This is a genomic window from Mucilaginibacter straminoryzae (genome assembly GCF_022953055.1).
GTDB lineage: Bacteria > Bacteroidota > Bacteroidia > Sphingobacteriales > Sphingobacteriaceae > Mucilaginibacter > Mucilaginibacter straminoryzae.
Genome location: NZ_JALJEJ010000006.1, coordinates 163,612 through 178,065 on the forward strand (window position 1 = coordinate 163,612; position 14,454 = coordinate 178,065).

Annotated in this window: 14 protein-coding genes; 13 read left to right on the forward strand and 1 reads right to left on the reverse strand. The window is 36.1% G+C overall.

All coding sequences use genetic code 11. The features are described 5' to 3' along the window. The first annotated feature begins 12 nt into the window (after window positions 1–12). The 8 genes from MUY27_RS13920 to MUY27_RS13955 all read left to right on the forward strand — a co-directional run bounded on the left by MUY27_RS13920 (window position 13) and on the right by MUY27_RS13955 (window position 7,039). Window positions 13–435 (forward strand): hypothetical protein, encoded by a 423-nt coding sequence (locus MUY27_RS13920; RefSeq protein ID WP_245130727.1) that lies wholly within the window; start codon window positions 13–15, stop codon window positions 433–435. A gap of 83 nt (window positions 436–518) precedes the next feature. Then, entirely contained in the window at window positions 519–1,061 is a 543-nt protein-coding gene (locus MUY27_RS13925) for a hypothetical protein (RefSeq protein WP_245130728.1), read from the forward strand. Between the two features lie 65 nt (window positions 1,062–1,126). Continuing rightward, complete coding sequence (locus MUY27_RS13930; RefSeq protein ID WP_245130730.1) at window positions 1,127–2,980, forward strand: hypothetical protein; 1,854 nt, start codon at window positions 1,127–1,129, stop codon at window positions 2,978–2,980. A 374-nt stretch (window positions 2,981–3,354) separates the two neighbouring features. Continuing rightward, complete coding sequence (locus tag MUY27_RS13935) at window positions 3,355–3,828, forward strand: hypothetical protein (protein WP_245130732.1); 474 nt, start codon at window positions 3,355–3,357, stop codon at window positions 3,826–3,828. Window positions 3,829–3,909: 81 nt separating this feature from the next. Then, the gene (locus tag MUY27_RS13940) at window positions 3,910–4,410 is read left to right on the forward strand and encodes a hypothetical protein (RefSeq protein ID WP_245130734.1); all 501 of its coding nucleotides are present in this window, start codon (window positions 3,910–3,912) and stop codon (window positions 4,408–4,410) included. 301 nt (window positions 4,411–4,711) lie between these two features. Then, entirely contained in the window at window positions 4,712–4,987 is a 276-nt protein-coding gene (locus MUY27_RS13945; RefSeq protein ID WP_245130735.1) for a hypothetical protein, read from the forward strand. A 17-nt stretch (window positions 4,988–5,004) separates the two neighbouring features. Then, window positions 5,005–5,529: a hypothetical protein gene (locus MUY27_RS13950; protein ID WP_245130737.1), complete on the forward strand. Its 525-nt coding sequence runs from the start codon at window positions 5,005–5,007 to the stop codon at window positions 5,527–5,529. A 124-nt stretch (window positions 5,530–5,653) separates the two neighbouring features. Then, the gene (locus MUY27_RS13955; protein ID WP_245130739.1) at window positions 5,654–7,039 is read left to right on the forward strand and encodes an ApeA N-terminal domain 1-containing protein; all 1,386 of its coding nucleotides are present in this window, start codon (window positions 5,654–5,656) and stop codon (window positions 7,037–7,039) included. A gap of 49 nt (window positions 7,040–7,088) precedes the next feature. On the opposite strand, the gene MUY27_RS13960 is transcribed toward MUY27_RS13955, so the two are convergent. Further along, the gene (locus MUY27_RS13960) at window positions 7,089–7,232 is read right to left on the reverse strand and encodes a hypothetical protein (RefSeq protein WP_245130741.1); all 144 of its coding nucleotides are present in this window, start codon (window positions 7,230–7,232) and stop codon (window positions 7,089–7,091) included. Between the two features lie 396 nt (window positions 7,233–7,628). Between MUY27_RS13960 and dndC the strand changes: the two genes are divergently transcribed. The 5 genes from dndC to MUY27_RS13985 are packed head-to-tail and all read left to right on the forward strand — an operon-like array spanning window position 7,629 to window position 14,453. Next, window positions 7,629–8,960, forward strand: coding sequence for a DNA phosphorothioation system sulfurtransferase DndC (gene dndC, locus MUY27_RS13965; protein WP_245130743.1), 1,332 nt, complete (start codon window positions 7,629–7,631; stop codon window positions 8,958–8,960). Next, on the forward strand, window positions 8,957–11,053 hold the full coding sequence (gene dndD / locus MUY27_RS13970; RefSeq protein ID WP_245130746.1) for a DNA sulfur modification protein DndD: 2,097 nt from the start codon (window positions 8,957–8,959) through the stop codon (window positions 11,051–11,053). The genes dndC and dndD overlap by 4 nt, the downstream gene beginning before the upstream one ends. Next, window positions 11,043–12,605, forward strand: a complete 1,563-nt coding sequence (locus MUY27_RS13975; RefSeq protein WP_245130747.1) for a DndE family protein — start codon at window positions 11,043–11,045, stop codon at window positions 12,603–12,605. Before dndD ends, MUY27_RS13975 begins: the two co-directional genes overlap by 11 nt. 13 nt (window positions 12,606–12,618) lie before the next feature. Beyond that, the gene (locus tag MUY27_RS13980) at window positions 12,619–13,161 is read left to right on the forward strand and encodes a hypothetical protein (protein ID WP_245130749.1); all 543 of its coding nucleotides are present in this window, start codon (window positions 12,619–12,621) and stop codon (window positions 13,159–13,161) included. Then, window positions 13,158–14,453 (forward strand): DGQHR domain-containing protein, encoded by a 1,296-nt coding sequence (locus tag MUY27_RS13985; protein ID WP_245130752.1) that lies wholly within the window; start codon window positions 13,158–13,160, stop codon window positions 14,451–14,453. The genes MUY27_RS13980 and MUY27_RS13985 overlap by 4 nt, the downstream gene beginning before the upstream one ends. Window position 14,454 lies beyond the last annotated feature (1 nt).

Below are 14,454 nucleotides of genomic sequence, written 5' to 3' on the forward strand. Positions count from 1 at the left end.
CATAAAGAAAAAATGGAAAATAATTTATTTACAAAGCTATTTAGTGACCTCCAGGAGGCTGCTAAAGAATCGAAACAGGAAATCTTTTTTACTGAGGATAATACCCAAGGCTATTTTTCAAAGTCTGACTTTGCTGATTTCCTTTTAAAAGCAAAAGGACTAGGTAAAATTAACCATTTGAAGCAATTTTTTGACAACATAAGTGTGGGAAGAACTTTGGCGAATTTTCCAAAGCTGGAAGAGGAAAATGGTAATCCTTTTAGTTGGTGTACGTTTAAATCCGGTAGGGTAAAACAGTCGTTGAACGTATATGCGGACGGCCGCATGTTTGATTTCATCAAAGACTATGCAGATGGAAAATTCAAATTTCCATTCACTCTTGAAACCCTTATAGAACAGGCGGACGAAACAAAGGCAGAACCTATGGAAGAATAATCAATTGTCTTTTATTAAAAAAGGTAACAACTAACAGGTTAATGGGAAGCTATTGCCTAAAAAATTTAATTAAACAAAATGTTATGATTGAAAACACAAGCGAAGCCGCGTCTAATATCCCACCGTCAGAGATTGGGGGAAAAAATAACGGAGATAATAACTTATTACTTACCCGCCCTTATAACGCTCTTTTAGCGGCAGTGAGTGACGAAACCGATAGCTTTTATAAATTTTTACATAGCGGTAATCTTAAAGAGCGCAATGAACGAGTTTGGATAACGGTTGAGCAATTTTTTGTGAAATACCAAAACCCAAAAAAGTTTGTAGATCATTTTACTACAAGAGAAGGGAACGATGTTTTGGCATTTAGGTCTTTAATATCCTTTATGTACCGGAATGTTCTTTTGGAAGATTATGTAGTCAAATATTATGATGATAATGATGAAAACCACTTCATTTCAGCTAGCGGGCGGGAAAATTCATACGAACTCGACTTTAACTTTCCGGGGCTCTCGATATTTATATCAGATTACTGTAATTGCAAAATTGATATAGATTTCACGGCTCAAGAGTTGATTGAGGAGGCTATAAATCAGGTTACAAAGTTTGACACTGCAAATTTATAATTTAAACGGAGGAGGCTTAAAGCTTCCTCCATATTTAATGAGGTAATAATAATTCTTATTACGGCATGTTTCAACAAACTAAAGATAACACCATATACATAGGGGCTAAGCAGTATTTGAAAGATATTGTGAAATCCATTCCCTCGAATGTTATTGTTTTTAAAAAATTGCCTGGCTTAGGGGCTACATCTGGAGAAATTGAGAATAAAACTAGAAACAGTATAATTATAGAGCCTAACGTTCCTGTTATCGTAGGGAAATGTAAGAAGTATAACGGAGGGAAAGCCATTAAACTGTTAGGCGTTTATGAGGGAAAAACAGAAGAGCAGATATTAGATTATTTAAATTCGAAAGTAAAAGTCAAAAAAATTATAGTTACTCCTGAATCTTTTCGCAGAGTTAAAGACGCAATTAATAGTGTTGATGGCTACAATCTTTATAGTGACTTTTTCCTTCTCTTTGACGAGTGTGAGCGCACTATTCAGGATGTAAGCTACCGAGCAGATATTGTTCTCCCAATAAATGATTTCTTTAAATTTAAAAATAAGGCCTTTATTTCAGCTACTCCTATAATGCCGAGTGACCCTCGTTTTAAAAAGGAGAAATTCAGGACGCTTTTTATAGAACCAAATTTTAAGTATAAGGAAACATTAAAACTGGTAAGTACTAACAACGTATTTCTCTCCTTCAAACAATTTCTGAAAAAAAATCCTCGCGAAAAGTATTTTATATTTTTTAAGTCTACCGATTCCATTGGTCAATTTATCAGGGCATTTGACATTCAGCAGGAAAGTGCAGTTTTCTGTGCCAAAGAAAGTAAGCAAAAATTAAAAGCAAACGGTTTTAGTTTTGTTCATACCTCCTTAGAACCGTTCAAAAAATATAACTTCTTCACTGGAAGATTTTTTTCTGCTGTTGATATAGAATACGAGGACTATAAATGCAATCCGACGATTATCATGTTAACAGACTTGGTTTTTGCGCCCCATTCTATAATTGACCCTCTGACTGAATCTATACAGATAGCTGGGAGATTCCGACGTCCAAAAGATGAGAATATAACGTTGAAAAAGGAAATTGTTCATATAACTAACTATGATCCGGTTTTGCAATCGATGACTCGTAAAGAGGCTATACAATACGTAAATGAAAGGTTTCTCATCTATGAGTATTTGAACGTTTATCTAACAGCAGCAACCAAACAAGGAACGATAGATGCTTTAAAAGAAATGCTTGACAGATCTGAATACAAACGATATATAAATCCTGACGGTTCAAGAAATTACTTTATGCAGGATAACATTATTCATCAATACCAAACTAATGCATTTTATCATAATAGCAAAAACCTCAAAGCAGCTTATCAAGGAACATCGTTCTTCAATATAGATGACAGAATAGACGAATTTAAGTTCTCCGATAAAGACCGCAAAGCAAGTGGTCAGCATGCTCCCTTAAAATCTGTATTTGAAATTGTAGTTCCAATTTTACATGAAATAAACAAGCCAGGATATAATATCTTTAAAAGAATCAACCAAATGGATTTTTTGGAGGCTGAATATCCGAAAGCCGTCTCTGCTTACAGACTACTTGGGTATGAAAGGATTAAAGAGCTGAACTTCAATTATTCAAAGGTAAAGACAGCGATAAAGCAAAAGGAGGATATTGAGTCCGCGTTTGGTTTAGTGGATTTTATTGATAAGAACTTTAAAGTTGGCGAGGAACTTTCATCAAGTCAAATTTGTGGCCGGATCGCAAATGGTATAAAGCAAAATAAATTGTACAACTTGAAACCCAATGTTCATCTTTTACAAAAGTACTGCAAGCTTAGTAATCGATTTTCATTAGGCAGAAAGCATGGAGGGAAAGAGGTAAAAGGTTACCGAATATTAGAAATCTACCATAATGTAAAACAGTAACTGTAGTGAGACACTTTTGAGAATTTGGGTGTTTTATACCCCCCTTATTTAATCTGTCGCAAGTAATTTAGCGAGGGCCAACGTACATTAGGATAATTTATTTGAACTCCGAGCACTTACCTAGGTACCGATATCACCCCCGGCCTGCCTTTCGAACTTTAAAGAAAATATATCAAGCAAACGCTGCGATAGTCTTTCCCAAATCCAAAACTCAACTTTTCAGCATTCGATTTATAAGGTCTATGTAAGCTCTATCACTCATGCCCGAAGCTGATAAGTTACAAGTTTAATTAGCACTAAAGCTGCTATAGCAACATAGCTCGATATAACACCTATAGGCGAAACCAATAAGAACTAGCAAGCCAAGAAGTAAAATGAGATCAGAACAAGCATTCACAAATCAGAACAACCCTGAGAAGCAACCCTTCAAGAAGAGATGGATTGCAGGACTTAGAAGAGCCGAAAGCATTCATCAGAACACGTTAAATGGGTCGGTAAGCTATTGTTACAGGGACATCTTAACTAAAGCAAAGCAACTTCTAAAAGAACATGAGCATCTGGTGTTTGAGAAGGACTTCCGTTATGACAACAATGATAACGCATTCATTCTACATGCCTTTATAAGCAGCACCTTATACTTCATACTTGAGTGTGAACTCTGTTATGATTATAAGGTCGACTATGCTTTTAACAACTGTCCCGTAGAAGCGGAGATAAGAAAGCTGTTGCAGGTTTACCCTATAAACGAAAGAGCGAATGAAGTAAAGCTTAGACCCGATTTCAACACCTTCTATCATAACACGCTCAGGTATCAGCCCTCACAGTACATCTATTCTTTAAAGGCCTAGTCAGCTTATATAACAACATTCAAAAGCTTGGTGTCTCACACCAGGCTTTTTTCATTTACTAACCTTTCATCCTTACATATTATGAACAACAGAAAACTAATAACATCGCAAAAGCTAACGAAACGGAATCAAGCTATCACTACAGCTTACTATGCTATTTTAAAGGCTGCTAAAGCCCTGCTCGCTACTTTAGAGGAAGAGCGATTGCGTTACACGCTGACAAGAGTAGACAAACACAAGGACACGAAAGCGATCATCCTGCATGAGTTTTTGTCACCACTCATTTACCTGCGCTTAGAATTGCACCAGAACGATGAATTCAGCATACACTATGGCTATGAACTTTCCCCGGTCTTTGGCCCTTATTATCATATCACTGCTGCTTTTATCCGCCTGGTTTATAAGCTGACTATGGCAAGCAATACCACAATTAACATCGAAGAGGCCGTCAGAACGGATTGGATAGTTGACAACTGTAGTGAAGCCTATGAATACTTAGAGCAGCGTAACAAGCACCACCAGTTTAAGCTTATAAAATATAGGGTAAGGCCAGTGAGAAGAAAGTTAAGACGAGTTGCTTAACTTTTGTTGACTACTTACTACCTTTACATTAAAACAAGGAGGACATACACAGACAGTACATTACCCAATCATATAGATAAGACATAAGCGTTTGCTATAGACTTGTAACTGGAACCTAGGAAATTCAAAGTGGAAACAAGACTGATAGTGTTAACGCCCAACGCGAAAGCGTCTGGGCCTAACCTGTCTGTTCCACACTCTCCTAGGGGTCCAGTTCAGATATGGCGAAAGTCCAGGCGCTTTCGTGCATTACAACATACCGTGAAGGACTGCCCGGTAATATTAACCCAACCCTCACAACATGAGAAAATTAGCTATCCTATCGCTCGTAACGCTGATGCTTGCTTTTACAAGCTGCGTTAGTGTTCGTTATCAAATCGGACAAACGTCACAAGAATTCTTTGCCATGAACAAACACCATCTTGGACAATTCAGAATGATTAAGGAATCACAGGAATGGTCAGTGTACAGAACTAATACTGATGAGCCCTACTATTTCTACTTCCATTATGGTAAACTCTATCAAGTAGACCGAGGCGCAAGGGCTTCAGACATTGTAATTGAACATCGCTATTAACCGCTTATCACTACGTTATGTTAAACAAATACGGATTATTACTGTTGCTCTGCCTGGCCACCAGAATCTCATTCTCTCAGAATATTTCCCCCACTGATTTAATACAGTTGCATAAAGCGTGGCAAATGAATGACCCTCACGCTGACAAGTTGGTCTATGACTACTTGATGAGTGTCGATAAGAATTGGAGGTTAAGAGAAAGACCTACCATTGACGAGAAAGGCTTTACGGCTATTTATGGTTACACTAAAGATCAGCGTCAATGGTATAAGCCAGAAGAATGTATTCTGATGGTTTCGCTTGATGTTGGCCCTCCTGCTTCAAAGGGAATTCTTTACGGGTTTACAGATCCTGACACCTGGAATCAGTATAAGAAGCAGATGATAACAATGGAAGCTACGAAACTTGGCGCTGGAAGTGCTAATGGTGGGCAACAAACAACATATACGATAAACGATATTGCCTTTACTCTCACCGAATTTCCTCCTGGTATAAACGGGCCTGACAGATGTTATCAGGTTAGCATACTGAAGAGTAAATAGAGCTGATTGCCTTTATCAAGAGCTTGCTTACGCAGGCTCTTTTGATTGCCATATGTGATAAAGGCAATCTGTTGTTAATGTGTGTGAATTGTTTTTCTTTAATTAGAATAACAATCTTAGCACAATGATAGATCAAAGAACCTACCAAGGATATTGGGGTTTGCCTGGAAAACCACAAGATGTGGCTGGTGTTTTGAATTTTACACCTCAAAGTAATATAGAATTACAATTACTTGGAACCCTAAATGATGATAACGACATTTATGATGACTATCATTATGTAAAGTTAATACATGGCTTTACGCTCGAAGGGAAAAAGGTAACGTTGATCGATTGTGCAAGAGGGCGTGCGGCAGTTTCTTTTCCTGGCTACTCAACAATTAACTATAAACCAAGCAAAATTCTTATTGGGGTACACCTAAATGAGATCGAAACTACAAACTTCAATGAAGTGATTGTTGAGTTTGATTTGCTTACTAAATGGATTGATAAGTGGGGTTTTAAGAAAAAACTTAAAGATGATGGTTCGTTTTCGTTCGATTACCATTATCCAAATGATATTCATTTTAGTTTAGGGGAAGTACAAGGACTTTTTACATTTTATGGCTCAACTCAATTCTACCAGGAAGAAGAGTTTACAAGCTCTCATAAGGCAAAGGTTAAGTTTATTTCTTCAACTGGCTTGCCTGTTATGAAATTATTGGCTTATGTATGGCACTTCAAGAAATTTTTGACTCTAGCTACGGAAAGCAATACTTTCGTTAAAAACGTCCAACTTAAATCGGATATGGTGAAAGATGATGATGGTGTAAGAAATGAGTTAGTCGAGTTACTGTATAATCAGAGAAATATTGATGTTAAGAAAAATGATAAGCATAGTATGAATTTTCTTTTCACTTACAACGATATCCATGAGCAATTTGATTTTGTAATAGGGCAATGGTATGAAAAGAAGGATGTGTTGGAGCCGATCATTAATGCAATTTATTCAAGTTATACAGAACGTCTGCTATATATTGAAAATCGCTTCCTAGATGTGATTCAAGCCTTGGAAGTGTTCCATAGACGCTTTTTACAAAATACCGAAACGCTGAAGGCCGAGTATTTGATCAAACTTAATTCGATAATTCAATTATTAAATGAGGAGCAACAAAAGTTAGTGAAAGAAAAACTGTCATACGGCTATGAACCAGGATTAACTGCCAGACTAAGAGAGCTGTTTAAACTTTATAATACAGGCTTACTCAGCTATGTGACAGGAGATAATACTGACGTTGTTAGGCTAATTAGGAATGCAGTAGATTCAAGGAATTATTATACCCATTACGATCATAGTGTAAAAAGAAGGGCATTAAAGGGCGCAGAACTTTATTACGCTTCGGAACGTTTAAAAATCCTGCTTCTAACAGCAATATTAAAAGAAATCGGGATTGAAATGAATACAATCGAATCGCTGTTTGATCGCAACGGTTATATGAAATATGACCACTTGATAAAAGCGAGACAATAATTTAGATGGTGCCATAAGCCCTACACTTGCCTTCCCCTTCTTTAGTTGCTTACATGGGGTAAGGCAAGTTGTGCTTACGGTCATTCCCTTCGGAATGGGCCATTTCAACACCAGGAAGAAAGGCGTGCTTTATTTCTAAGCTCAGCAAAGTATCATGCCGGGTTCCGTTACGTTCAATTAGTATTTCATACACATTGCACTTCACTAGCTGTAGCTAACCCGTCATGCACTTTGATTTGAGCAAAGGCATTCAGCACGTTCACTTTCTCTGTCTTTTTATAAGTTACGGCGTTTGCCTAACCCATAAAAGCCAAGCGTTCACCCTGTCTGGCTCGCCTGCTACCATCGTTCGGGCTGCTCAACTGTACACAGCTTTTGAAGGGCGTTGCGCCCTTGCTTCCACTCAAAAGCAGCGCCAGCTGCTTGTAAGCATTCTAAGCAGCCGCCTTTCGGCTCTCCCTGCTTAGACCCTCACTCAACTCGCAACGGACTCGCGGCAACTTATTAATTTGCTATTTGATAATCTTTTCTTTAAGAAGCATTTGCTTTTGTTACTTTGTAGTTAGAAAACATAACCATAAACCATTCCATGTCTTTAAATATTCAGCATTTAGAAAATGAAATAATCGACCAATATCTATATGATGAAAACCCCAATAGGCCTTGGATTATCGGTTTTAGTGGCGGTAAGGATAGCACTATGCTCCTTCAAGTAGTTTGGAATGCCCTTAGAAAAGTCGAACCCATACTGTTAACAAGGCAAATATTTGTTGTCTGCAACGATACACTTGTAGAAAATCCCCGAATTGTTAGATTTATAAATGAAACTCTAAAGAAAATTCAGGAGGCCGCTAATGACCAACAAATTCCGCTTATCGTTGCACAAACGGTACCTAAGTTGGAAGATACCTTTTGGGTTAAACTTATAGGATTGGGCTATCCAGCACCGAATAAAGTGCATCGTTGGTGCACTGATAGATTAAAAATAGATCCCACAACCCGATTTATTCTAGAAAAAGTCGATGAAAATGGAGAAGCAATTATACTATTAGGTACGCGTAGTGCCGAGAGTACTAATAGAGCTGCTCAAATAAAGAGAAATGAGGTAAAGAATCAAAGGTTACGAAAACATCTTCTTCGTAACGCGTATGTGTTTGCACCCATTAAAGATGTAACAACAAAAGAGGTTTGGCAATACCTAAACCAAGTGGCTCCGCCTTGGGGCGGAACCCACAAAGAGCTTGTAACTCTCTATAGAAATGCGAATGCGGGCGATTGTCCTTTGGTGATTGATGATACAACTCCAAGTTGCGGCAATAGTCGTTTCGGCTGTTGGGTATGCACAGTTGTTAATAAAGATAAAAGCATGGAGGGCTTGATCGAGAACGGTGAAGAATGGATGGAACCACTTTCGGAAATTAGAAACTTTTTAGTTGAAGCCAGGGAAAAGCCAGAACGGTACAGAGAAAAACGTCGTAGGAATGGTTCAATTAGTGATGATAAATGGGGCCCTTATAGTTATGAAACCCGGATTGAAATACTTGCGCGCATTCTTGAAGCACAAAAGGAAATACAAGCAACTGAAAATATTGAGTTGATAACCCATCAAGAAATGGTGTTAATTCAATATTATTGGTATCGTGATAATCTTTTTCATACTAAAGTATCAGATATTTACAATAACGTTTATAAGCGAAACCTAAATATGAGTCGTCATCACAAAAACACAAAAAAGGAAACCGATCTGCTGTATTCATCGTGTAAAGAAGAGCCTAAGGATGTCAGTTTAATTCAAGACCTACTCGCTCTACAAAAAACAAAAACCTTAATGATAAAGAAACGTGGTCTACAGGCTGATATAGAAAGCAGAATTGATTTATTTGTTGAAGAAAATCAGCAAAAAGGCGAAATATATAAATGACAATTAAGGAAATTGAGCTTTACAATTTCAGGATCTATAAAGATTCCAATGTAATAGACTTGTCCCGCAAAGACAATAAGAATATTTTTATTATCAGTGGGCGTAATGGGTTTGGTAAAACAACCTTTTTAATGTCGATGGTTTGGTGTCTGTATGGTAAAAACATGCAGGAGGTCGATGATTTGTATAAAAAAGAGATTGCCGATCAAGGAGGTTATAGTAAGTATATCGTGAACTCTTTAAACCGACTAGCAAAAGCAGAAGAGAACTACAATTTTCATGTTGCTATTACATTTACCGATCTAAATATTCCTGAAGTACCGTGCAAAGAAGTTACTGTTAAACGTACATACAACTTAAAAACTAGTTCCAACGAAGATGTAGAAGTCTTGATTGACGGACGTCCTAATGAGTTGTCGAGAGAGGTGGGGCCCGAGATTTTCATACGAGAATTTATAATGCCTATCGAAATTGCCAAGTTTTTCTTTTTCGATGCTGAAAAGATAGTAAGCCTTGCTGAGGTTAATACTGCTGAACAAAGAAGGAGTTTAAGCCAAGCATACTCCGAGGTTTTAGGCATAAAAAAATACGAAGATCTAAAGAAGGAACTCGAGAGCTTACAGATTAAGTTGAGACAAGATTCTGCTAGTGCTGCTGAAAAGAACCTTCTAGAGCAATTGTATCTTGATGTTAAAAAAAGCGAAAATGAAATTGCCGAGCATGAAGCAACAATTTTAGAGCTCCGCGAGAAGAAAAGCGAAAAGGCTAAAGAATCCCGCGACATTCAGGAAAAGCTTATAAAGGCAGGTAGTTTGATAACGGTCGAAGAGCTGCAAGCATTACGTGTTCAGGAAGAAGAGCTGATTCAAAAGCAAACCGATATACAAAACCAATTAAAAGAATCTTTTGAAATTATTCCTTTCGCTATTGCTGGCGGCTTATTTGTTGAGCTAAGCAATCAGTTAAATAATGAGGCGAAATTTAAGGCGGCTCAATATAAAGAGGACAACGCAAAGGAAGTATCAAATAAAATTTTAACAGAACTCCTTAAAATCGAAAAGCCGAGTAACCTAGCCATTGATTTTAAAGTGGACAGGTTCTATATGGATGCTTTTGATAAACTTATTAGAAAGTATTTAGTTAGCGAGACTCTTGATTTACCAGCAGACTTTAAAGTAATTCATGAATTTTCAGAATCAGAAAAGAATGAACTTCAAACAACCTTAAGCAACATTCAACTGTCATTTAGAGAATCATTTAAGCGAATAAATGCGGATTATAATGAGATAAGAAATCAACTAGGTGCCATCCGACGTAAGATAAGAGATGCTGAGGCAAATCAGGAAGACGCAATTATTATTGATTTCCGAAAGCAGAAAGAAGACTTAGATAAAGAAATTATTCGGATTGATGATACCATTGATTCGCTGAATCGCGAAATTGGTCAATTTGCGAATGAAAAGATACAAAAAGGAAAGCAGATTGAAGTGCTGTCTCGTAAGCTCGCTGTATCAGAAAAAAATAAAGATAAGTATACCGTTACTAGTCGCTTGATCAACGAATTAAAAAGTGTCATAAGTAATTTTAAGGCACAAAAGAAACATTCCTTGGAGAGTCAAATTCTAAAGGGCCTAGACACCCTGATGCACAAGAAAGGATTTATACAAAATGTAGATGTTGACATTATTGGTGAAGACATTGATATAAGGCTTAGGAATGCAAGAGGCGAAGAAATTAGGAAAGAGTCTTTATCAAAAGGAGAACAGCAAATGTATGCTACAGCATTGCTAAGGGGTTTGGTAGAAGAAAGTAACATTCAGTTCCCGGTATTCATTGATTCCCCAATGCAAAAATTTGATGAGCACCATGCAGAAAATATTGTAAAATATTTTTACCCTCACATCTCGGATCAAGTTGTTATATTCCCTCTAGTAAACAAAGAGTTAACGGCGCGCGAATATGCTATGCTATTACCCAATATCAGCAAAACTTATCTGATTAATAATATACATGAGGATAAGAGTGAATTTGTAACAACAGATACCGAAACTTTTTTGCAAACCTACAATACAATGTATAATAATGCTGATTAACATCAGAACCTCGGAAACCAACAAAAATGTTGTTCGGGAATTAACTCAAAAACTGAATTTAGGAACCGAGAACTATATATCGCGCATTGCTTTTGCCTACTCTTTATCCAAAAGAATAAAACTCAATTTGGAAACAGACCTGCAAGATAGTAAGGGTAAAGAATACAAAGACGATATTTTGTTTGGCAAATACCGGCATTACTATATGGCTTTAGTTTGCCAGCACTATGGACTATATAAGACTGATAAAGATATTGGCAAGTATATTAAGATGCATATTGACCATGGGTTAGCTTTGATGAACAAGCTGTTTTTAGATAATAAGAATTTGACCGGATTAGATTTTATGCTCGAGTACATTGAAGCAGGCATAGATAAGATGGAAGAAGGTGATGTCTCTAATGATGCAATTATTTTTGATGAGCAAACGCGCACTAGTAGAGTTGCAAGCAAAAGCTATTTTTCTGGTTTAATTCAGTTGTTAGTAGGTAAAACCTTCGATGATGAGCCTATTTACTTTAATTTAAATGATACAAGCATTCATAACAACGCTCACGTTGCTGTAGCTGGTAATTCAGGGACAGGTAAAACTTTCTTTGCGAACAATTTGATAAAGCAAGTGGTAGAAAGTTCTAAAGGGGCTGTTAATTATATATTTCTAGATTTTAAAGGCATCTCTGAGGATGATGAAAAGAAGAACGCAGCCTTTTTCGAGGGTACTAAAACAACTTTGATAAAGGCGCCTTTTAAGCCGTTTCCAATTAATCCACTGTCTTTTATCGACAATGTAAATGATAAAAAGAAGATAATGGGTATTAACAAGTTTGTTGATATTATAGCTAGTTACAGCGGGATTGGTAAAAATCAGCAACAGACTTTAAAAGACGCCACACGTGATGCTTTTGGAAGTATGAAAAATGGTCTATATCCCTCGTTCAAAAATATTTACCAACGCGTGATTGAAATGGAGGGTGAAAAAGCCAGCACATTAAAGGAAGTATTGCAAAGTTTAGGGGAATTAGATTTATTTGAAACATCTACAGACTTTAAAAACGAGTTTTTAAACCGAAACTACTATTTAAGTTTATCTGGTGATTTACCTAATAACGTTCGCTTTACATCGGTATTTCTAATTATTAATTACATCTACAACACCTTTATGAATATGGATAATGCACCTATTGAGGGCAATTATCAAGCCATGAGGTATGTATTAATTATTGATGAAGCACATACGATATTTAAAGAAAAGAAATCTCAAGAACTATTAGAAAAGATACTTCGAGAAATACGATCTAAAGGCGTATCGGTCATGTTGCTATCACAGGGAATAGATGAATTTAATCAACCCTCTTTTGATTTTAGCAGTATGTGTGAAACAGCTTTTCTGTTTGACATCAAAGACAAAACCAATATTAAATTGATGCAGAAGTTTTTGGGAATTGGGGATAAAGAAATACAAAGACTGAAAAATAGCATGGAGCAAATCAAGAAATATCAGTTGATTTCAAATTTGAAAGAATATACGACTTGCGAATTATTTAAAGCCTAAACTAGTTTATCATATGTTTACAAAAATCGAAAAAACATTATTTAAAAAAATTAAAGAAAGTAATACAGATACTTTATTTATTTGGAATGTTGCGAACGTTGGATTTCCAATGTTCACTGTTTTTATAACCTTTTTGTTTTTTTGTTACACATCCAAATCCTCTGCAATAGCAAATTATTATGCTTTAATATTTAATGGTGTTGTTCCATTAATTGCGATAAACATAATTGTGGCAGCGTCTTTTTTCCTAATAAAGTTTAATAAAGAAAAAGAAGAAAAATATGGGCTACAAACCTCGAATACTAGATTGAAACTTATATTATATGCATTTGGGTCTTATTTACTATCGAGTTCGCTATTTGCAATTCAAAATATATCCTCTCCATTTCTTACTCCGTGGACGAGATGGAGTCAAATAACATTATCTTTTTTTGCGGTATACATAGCTCTCAATATTTCAAATAAACTTTTCCTTTTACAGGAAGAAATGATTGAAAACTCCTATGACAAAGTAATAACGGACAATGTTAAAAACTTAAAGGGAGCAATTGAATGAGCAAGTTAGTTGAAACTAGAATAGTAAGGCAAAACAATCAAGCTTTTCTATTGGGAACCTTTAAAATGTCCCTCCTGAGAGAGTTCATTAGGTATACACACCGAATTGTTATTGATTATGATGAGGCTAATAAGCCGAAATATAACGATGATGTTCAAAGGAAAATTAGTGGCACAAAGGTGGATGGCATCGCTGACTTTCTTATTTATGATACAGATGCTTTTTTCCCAACAAACATCGTTGTATCTCTACCGTCAATAGCTATTGAAGAAACCGTAGAAATAGATTATAATCATACGAATCTATATTTAAAAGATATTGTCATAACAGAAAATAAAAAACCAGATGGGGATACTTATATAACAATTATTGATGGCCAACATCGTATTGCGGGTATTGAAAAAGCAATAAAACGTGTTAGTGATAAAATAAAAAATCTCGAAATTAGTATTCGCACATCTGACGACACGGCAAAATATGAGATTGAATTAAAAGAAGAAAATGCCTTATTAAAAAGACTATTAGACTTTGAAATAATTGTTTCTTTTTTTATCGATCCTACGCTTGAGTATCAAGCAATGATTTTCTCAACTATAAATAGAACGCAAACTAAAGTTTCGGAAGATCTTGTTTACAGTTTATTCGGGTTATCTAAATCTGACACTCCGCAAAAAACTGCTTTAGAAGTAGTCTTAGCTCTAAATGCTAGTGAGAAATCATCCCTATTCAATAGGATGAAATTAGCAGGAGCCAAGTATCAAAAAGACACAATTCCAGCTTTGTCACAATCGGCGATGGTAAAATCTATTTTATATTTAATTACTCCCAATCTTAAACAAGCAGAAATTGAAAAGAACAAAAGTCGAGATTATGTGAAGGATAAACACTTTGACTCTTTCTTGCCTTTTAGAAAGTATTACGGTAATAACGAAGACGCAAAAATCATTAAAATATTAAACACTTTTTTTAAGGCTGTCAACGAAGTTTTTGTATCGCGAGAAAATTTACACTATTGGGCTATAGATGGTCCACCAAACATATTGCAAACGACGGTTGGCTATCGTGCTTTAATGCTTATTCTTGTTGATATATTAAAAAAATGTAGAGAAGAAGAGCGGTTTGATTTAACTTTCTATAAAAACAAACTTCAAGCGGCATCGACTATCGATTTTGAAGATAGGGGAGAACCCAAAAAGTTTCCATTAACGAGCAAATCCGTTAATATTTTGTACAATGAAATAGGCGCCAAAATATTTGGGGCTTCTTTTATGCCCAAAGAAGTAGCGGACTGAT

What these genes read in the sequence shown, in the direction of transcription:
- MUY27_RS13945 (WP_245130735.1), top strand. Translation starts at nt 4,712, where the DNA reads ATGAGAAAATTAGCTATCCTATCGCTCGTAACGCTGATGCTTGCTTTT.
- MUY27_RS13955 (WP_245130739.1), top strand. Translation starts at nt 5,654, where the DNA reads ATGATAGATCAAAGAACCTACCAAGGATATTGGGGTTTGCCTGGAAAA.
- MUY27_RS13925 (WP_245130728.1), top strand. Translation starts at nt 519, where the DNA reads ATGATTGAAAACACAAGCGAAGCCGCGTCTAATATCCCACCGTCAGAG.
- dndD (WP_245130746.1), top strand. Translation starts at nt 8,957, where the DNA reads ATGACAATTAAGGAAATTGAGCTTTACAATTTCAGGATCTATAAAGAT.
- MUY27_RS13935 (WP_245130732.1), top strand. Translation starts at nt 3,355, where the DNA reads ATGAGATCAGAACAAGCATTCACAAATCAGAACAACCCTGAGAAGCAA.
- MUY27_RS13950 (WP_245130737.1), top strand. Translation starts at nt 5,005, where the DNA reads ATGTTAAACAAATACGGATTATTACTGTTGCTCTGCCTGGCCACCAGA.
- MUY27_RS13940 (WP_245130734.1), top strand. Translation starts at nt 3,910, where the DNA reads ATGAACAACAGAAAACTAATAACATCGCAAAAGCTAACGAAACGGAAT.
- MUY27_RS13920 (WP_245130727.1), top strand. Translation starts at nt 13, where the DNA reads ATGGAAAATAATTTATTTACAAAGCTATTTAGTGACCTCCAGGAGGCT.
- MUY27_RS13975 (WP_245130747.1), top strand. Translation starts at nt 11,043, where the DNA reads ATGCTGATTAACATCAGAACCTCGGAAACCAACAAAAATGTTGTTCGG.
- dndC (WP_245130743.1), top strand. Translation starts at nt 7,629, where the DNA reads ATGTCTTTAAATATTCAGCATTTAGAAAATGAAATAATCGACCAATAT.
- MUY27_RS13980 (WP_245130749.1), top strand. Translation starts at nt 12,619, where the DNA reads ATGTTTACAAAAATCGAAAAAACATTATTTAAAAAAATTAAAGAAAGT.
- MUY27_RS13985 (WP_245130752.1), top strand. Translation starts at nt 13,158, where the DNA reads ATGAGCAAGTTAGTTGAAACTAGAATAGTAAGGCAAAACAATCAAGCT.
- MUY27_RS13930 (WP_245130730.1), top strand. Translation starts at nt 1,127, where the DNA reads ATGTTTCAACAAACTAAAGATAACACCATATACATAGGGGCTAAGCAG.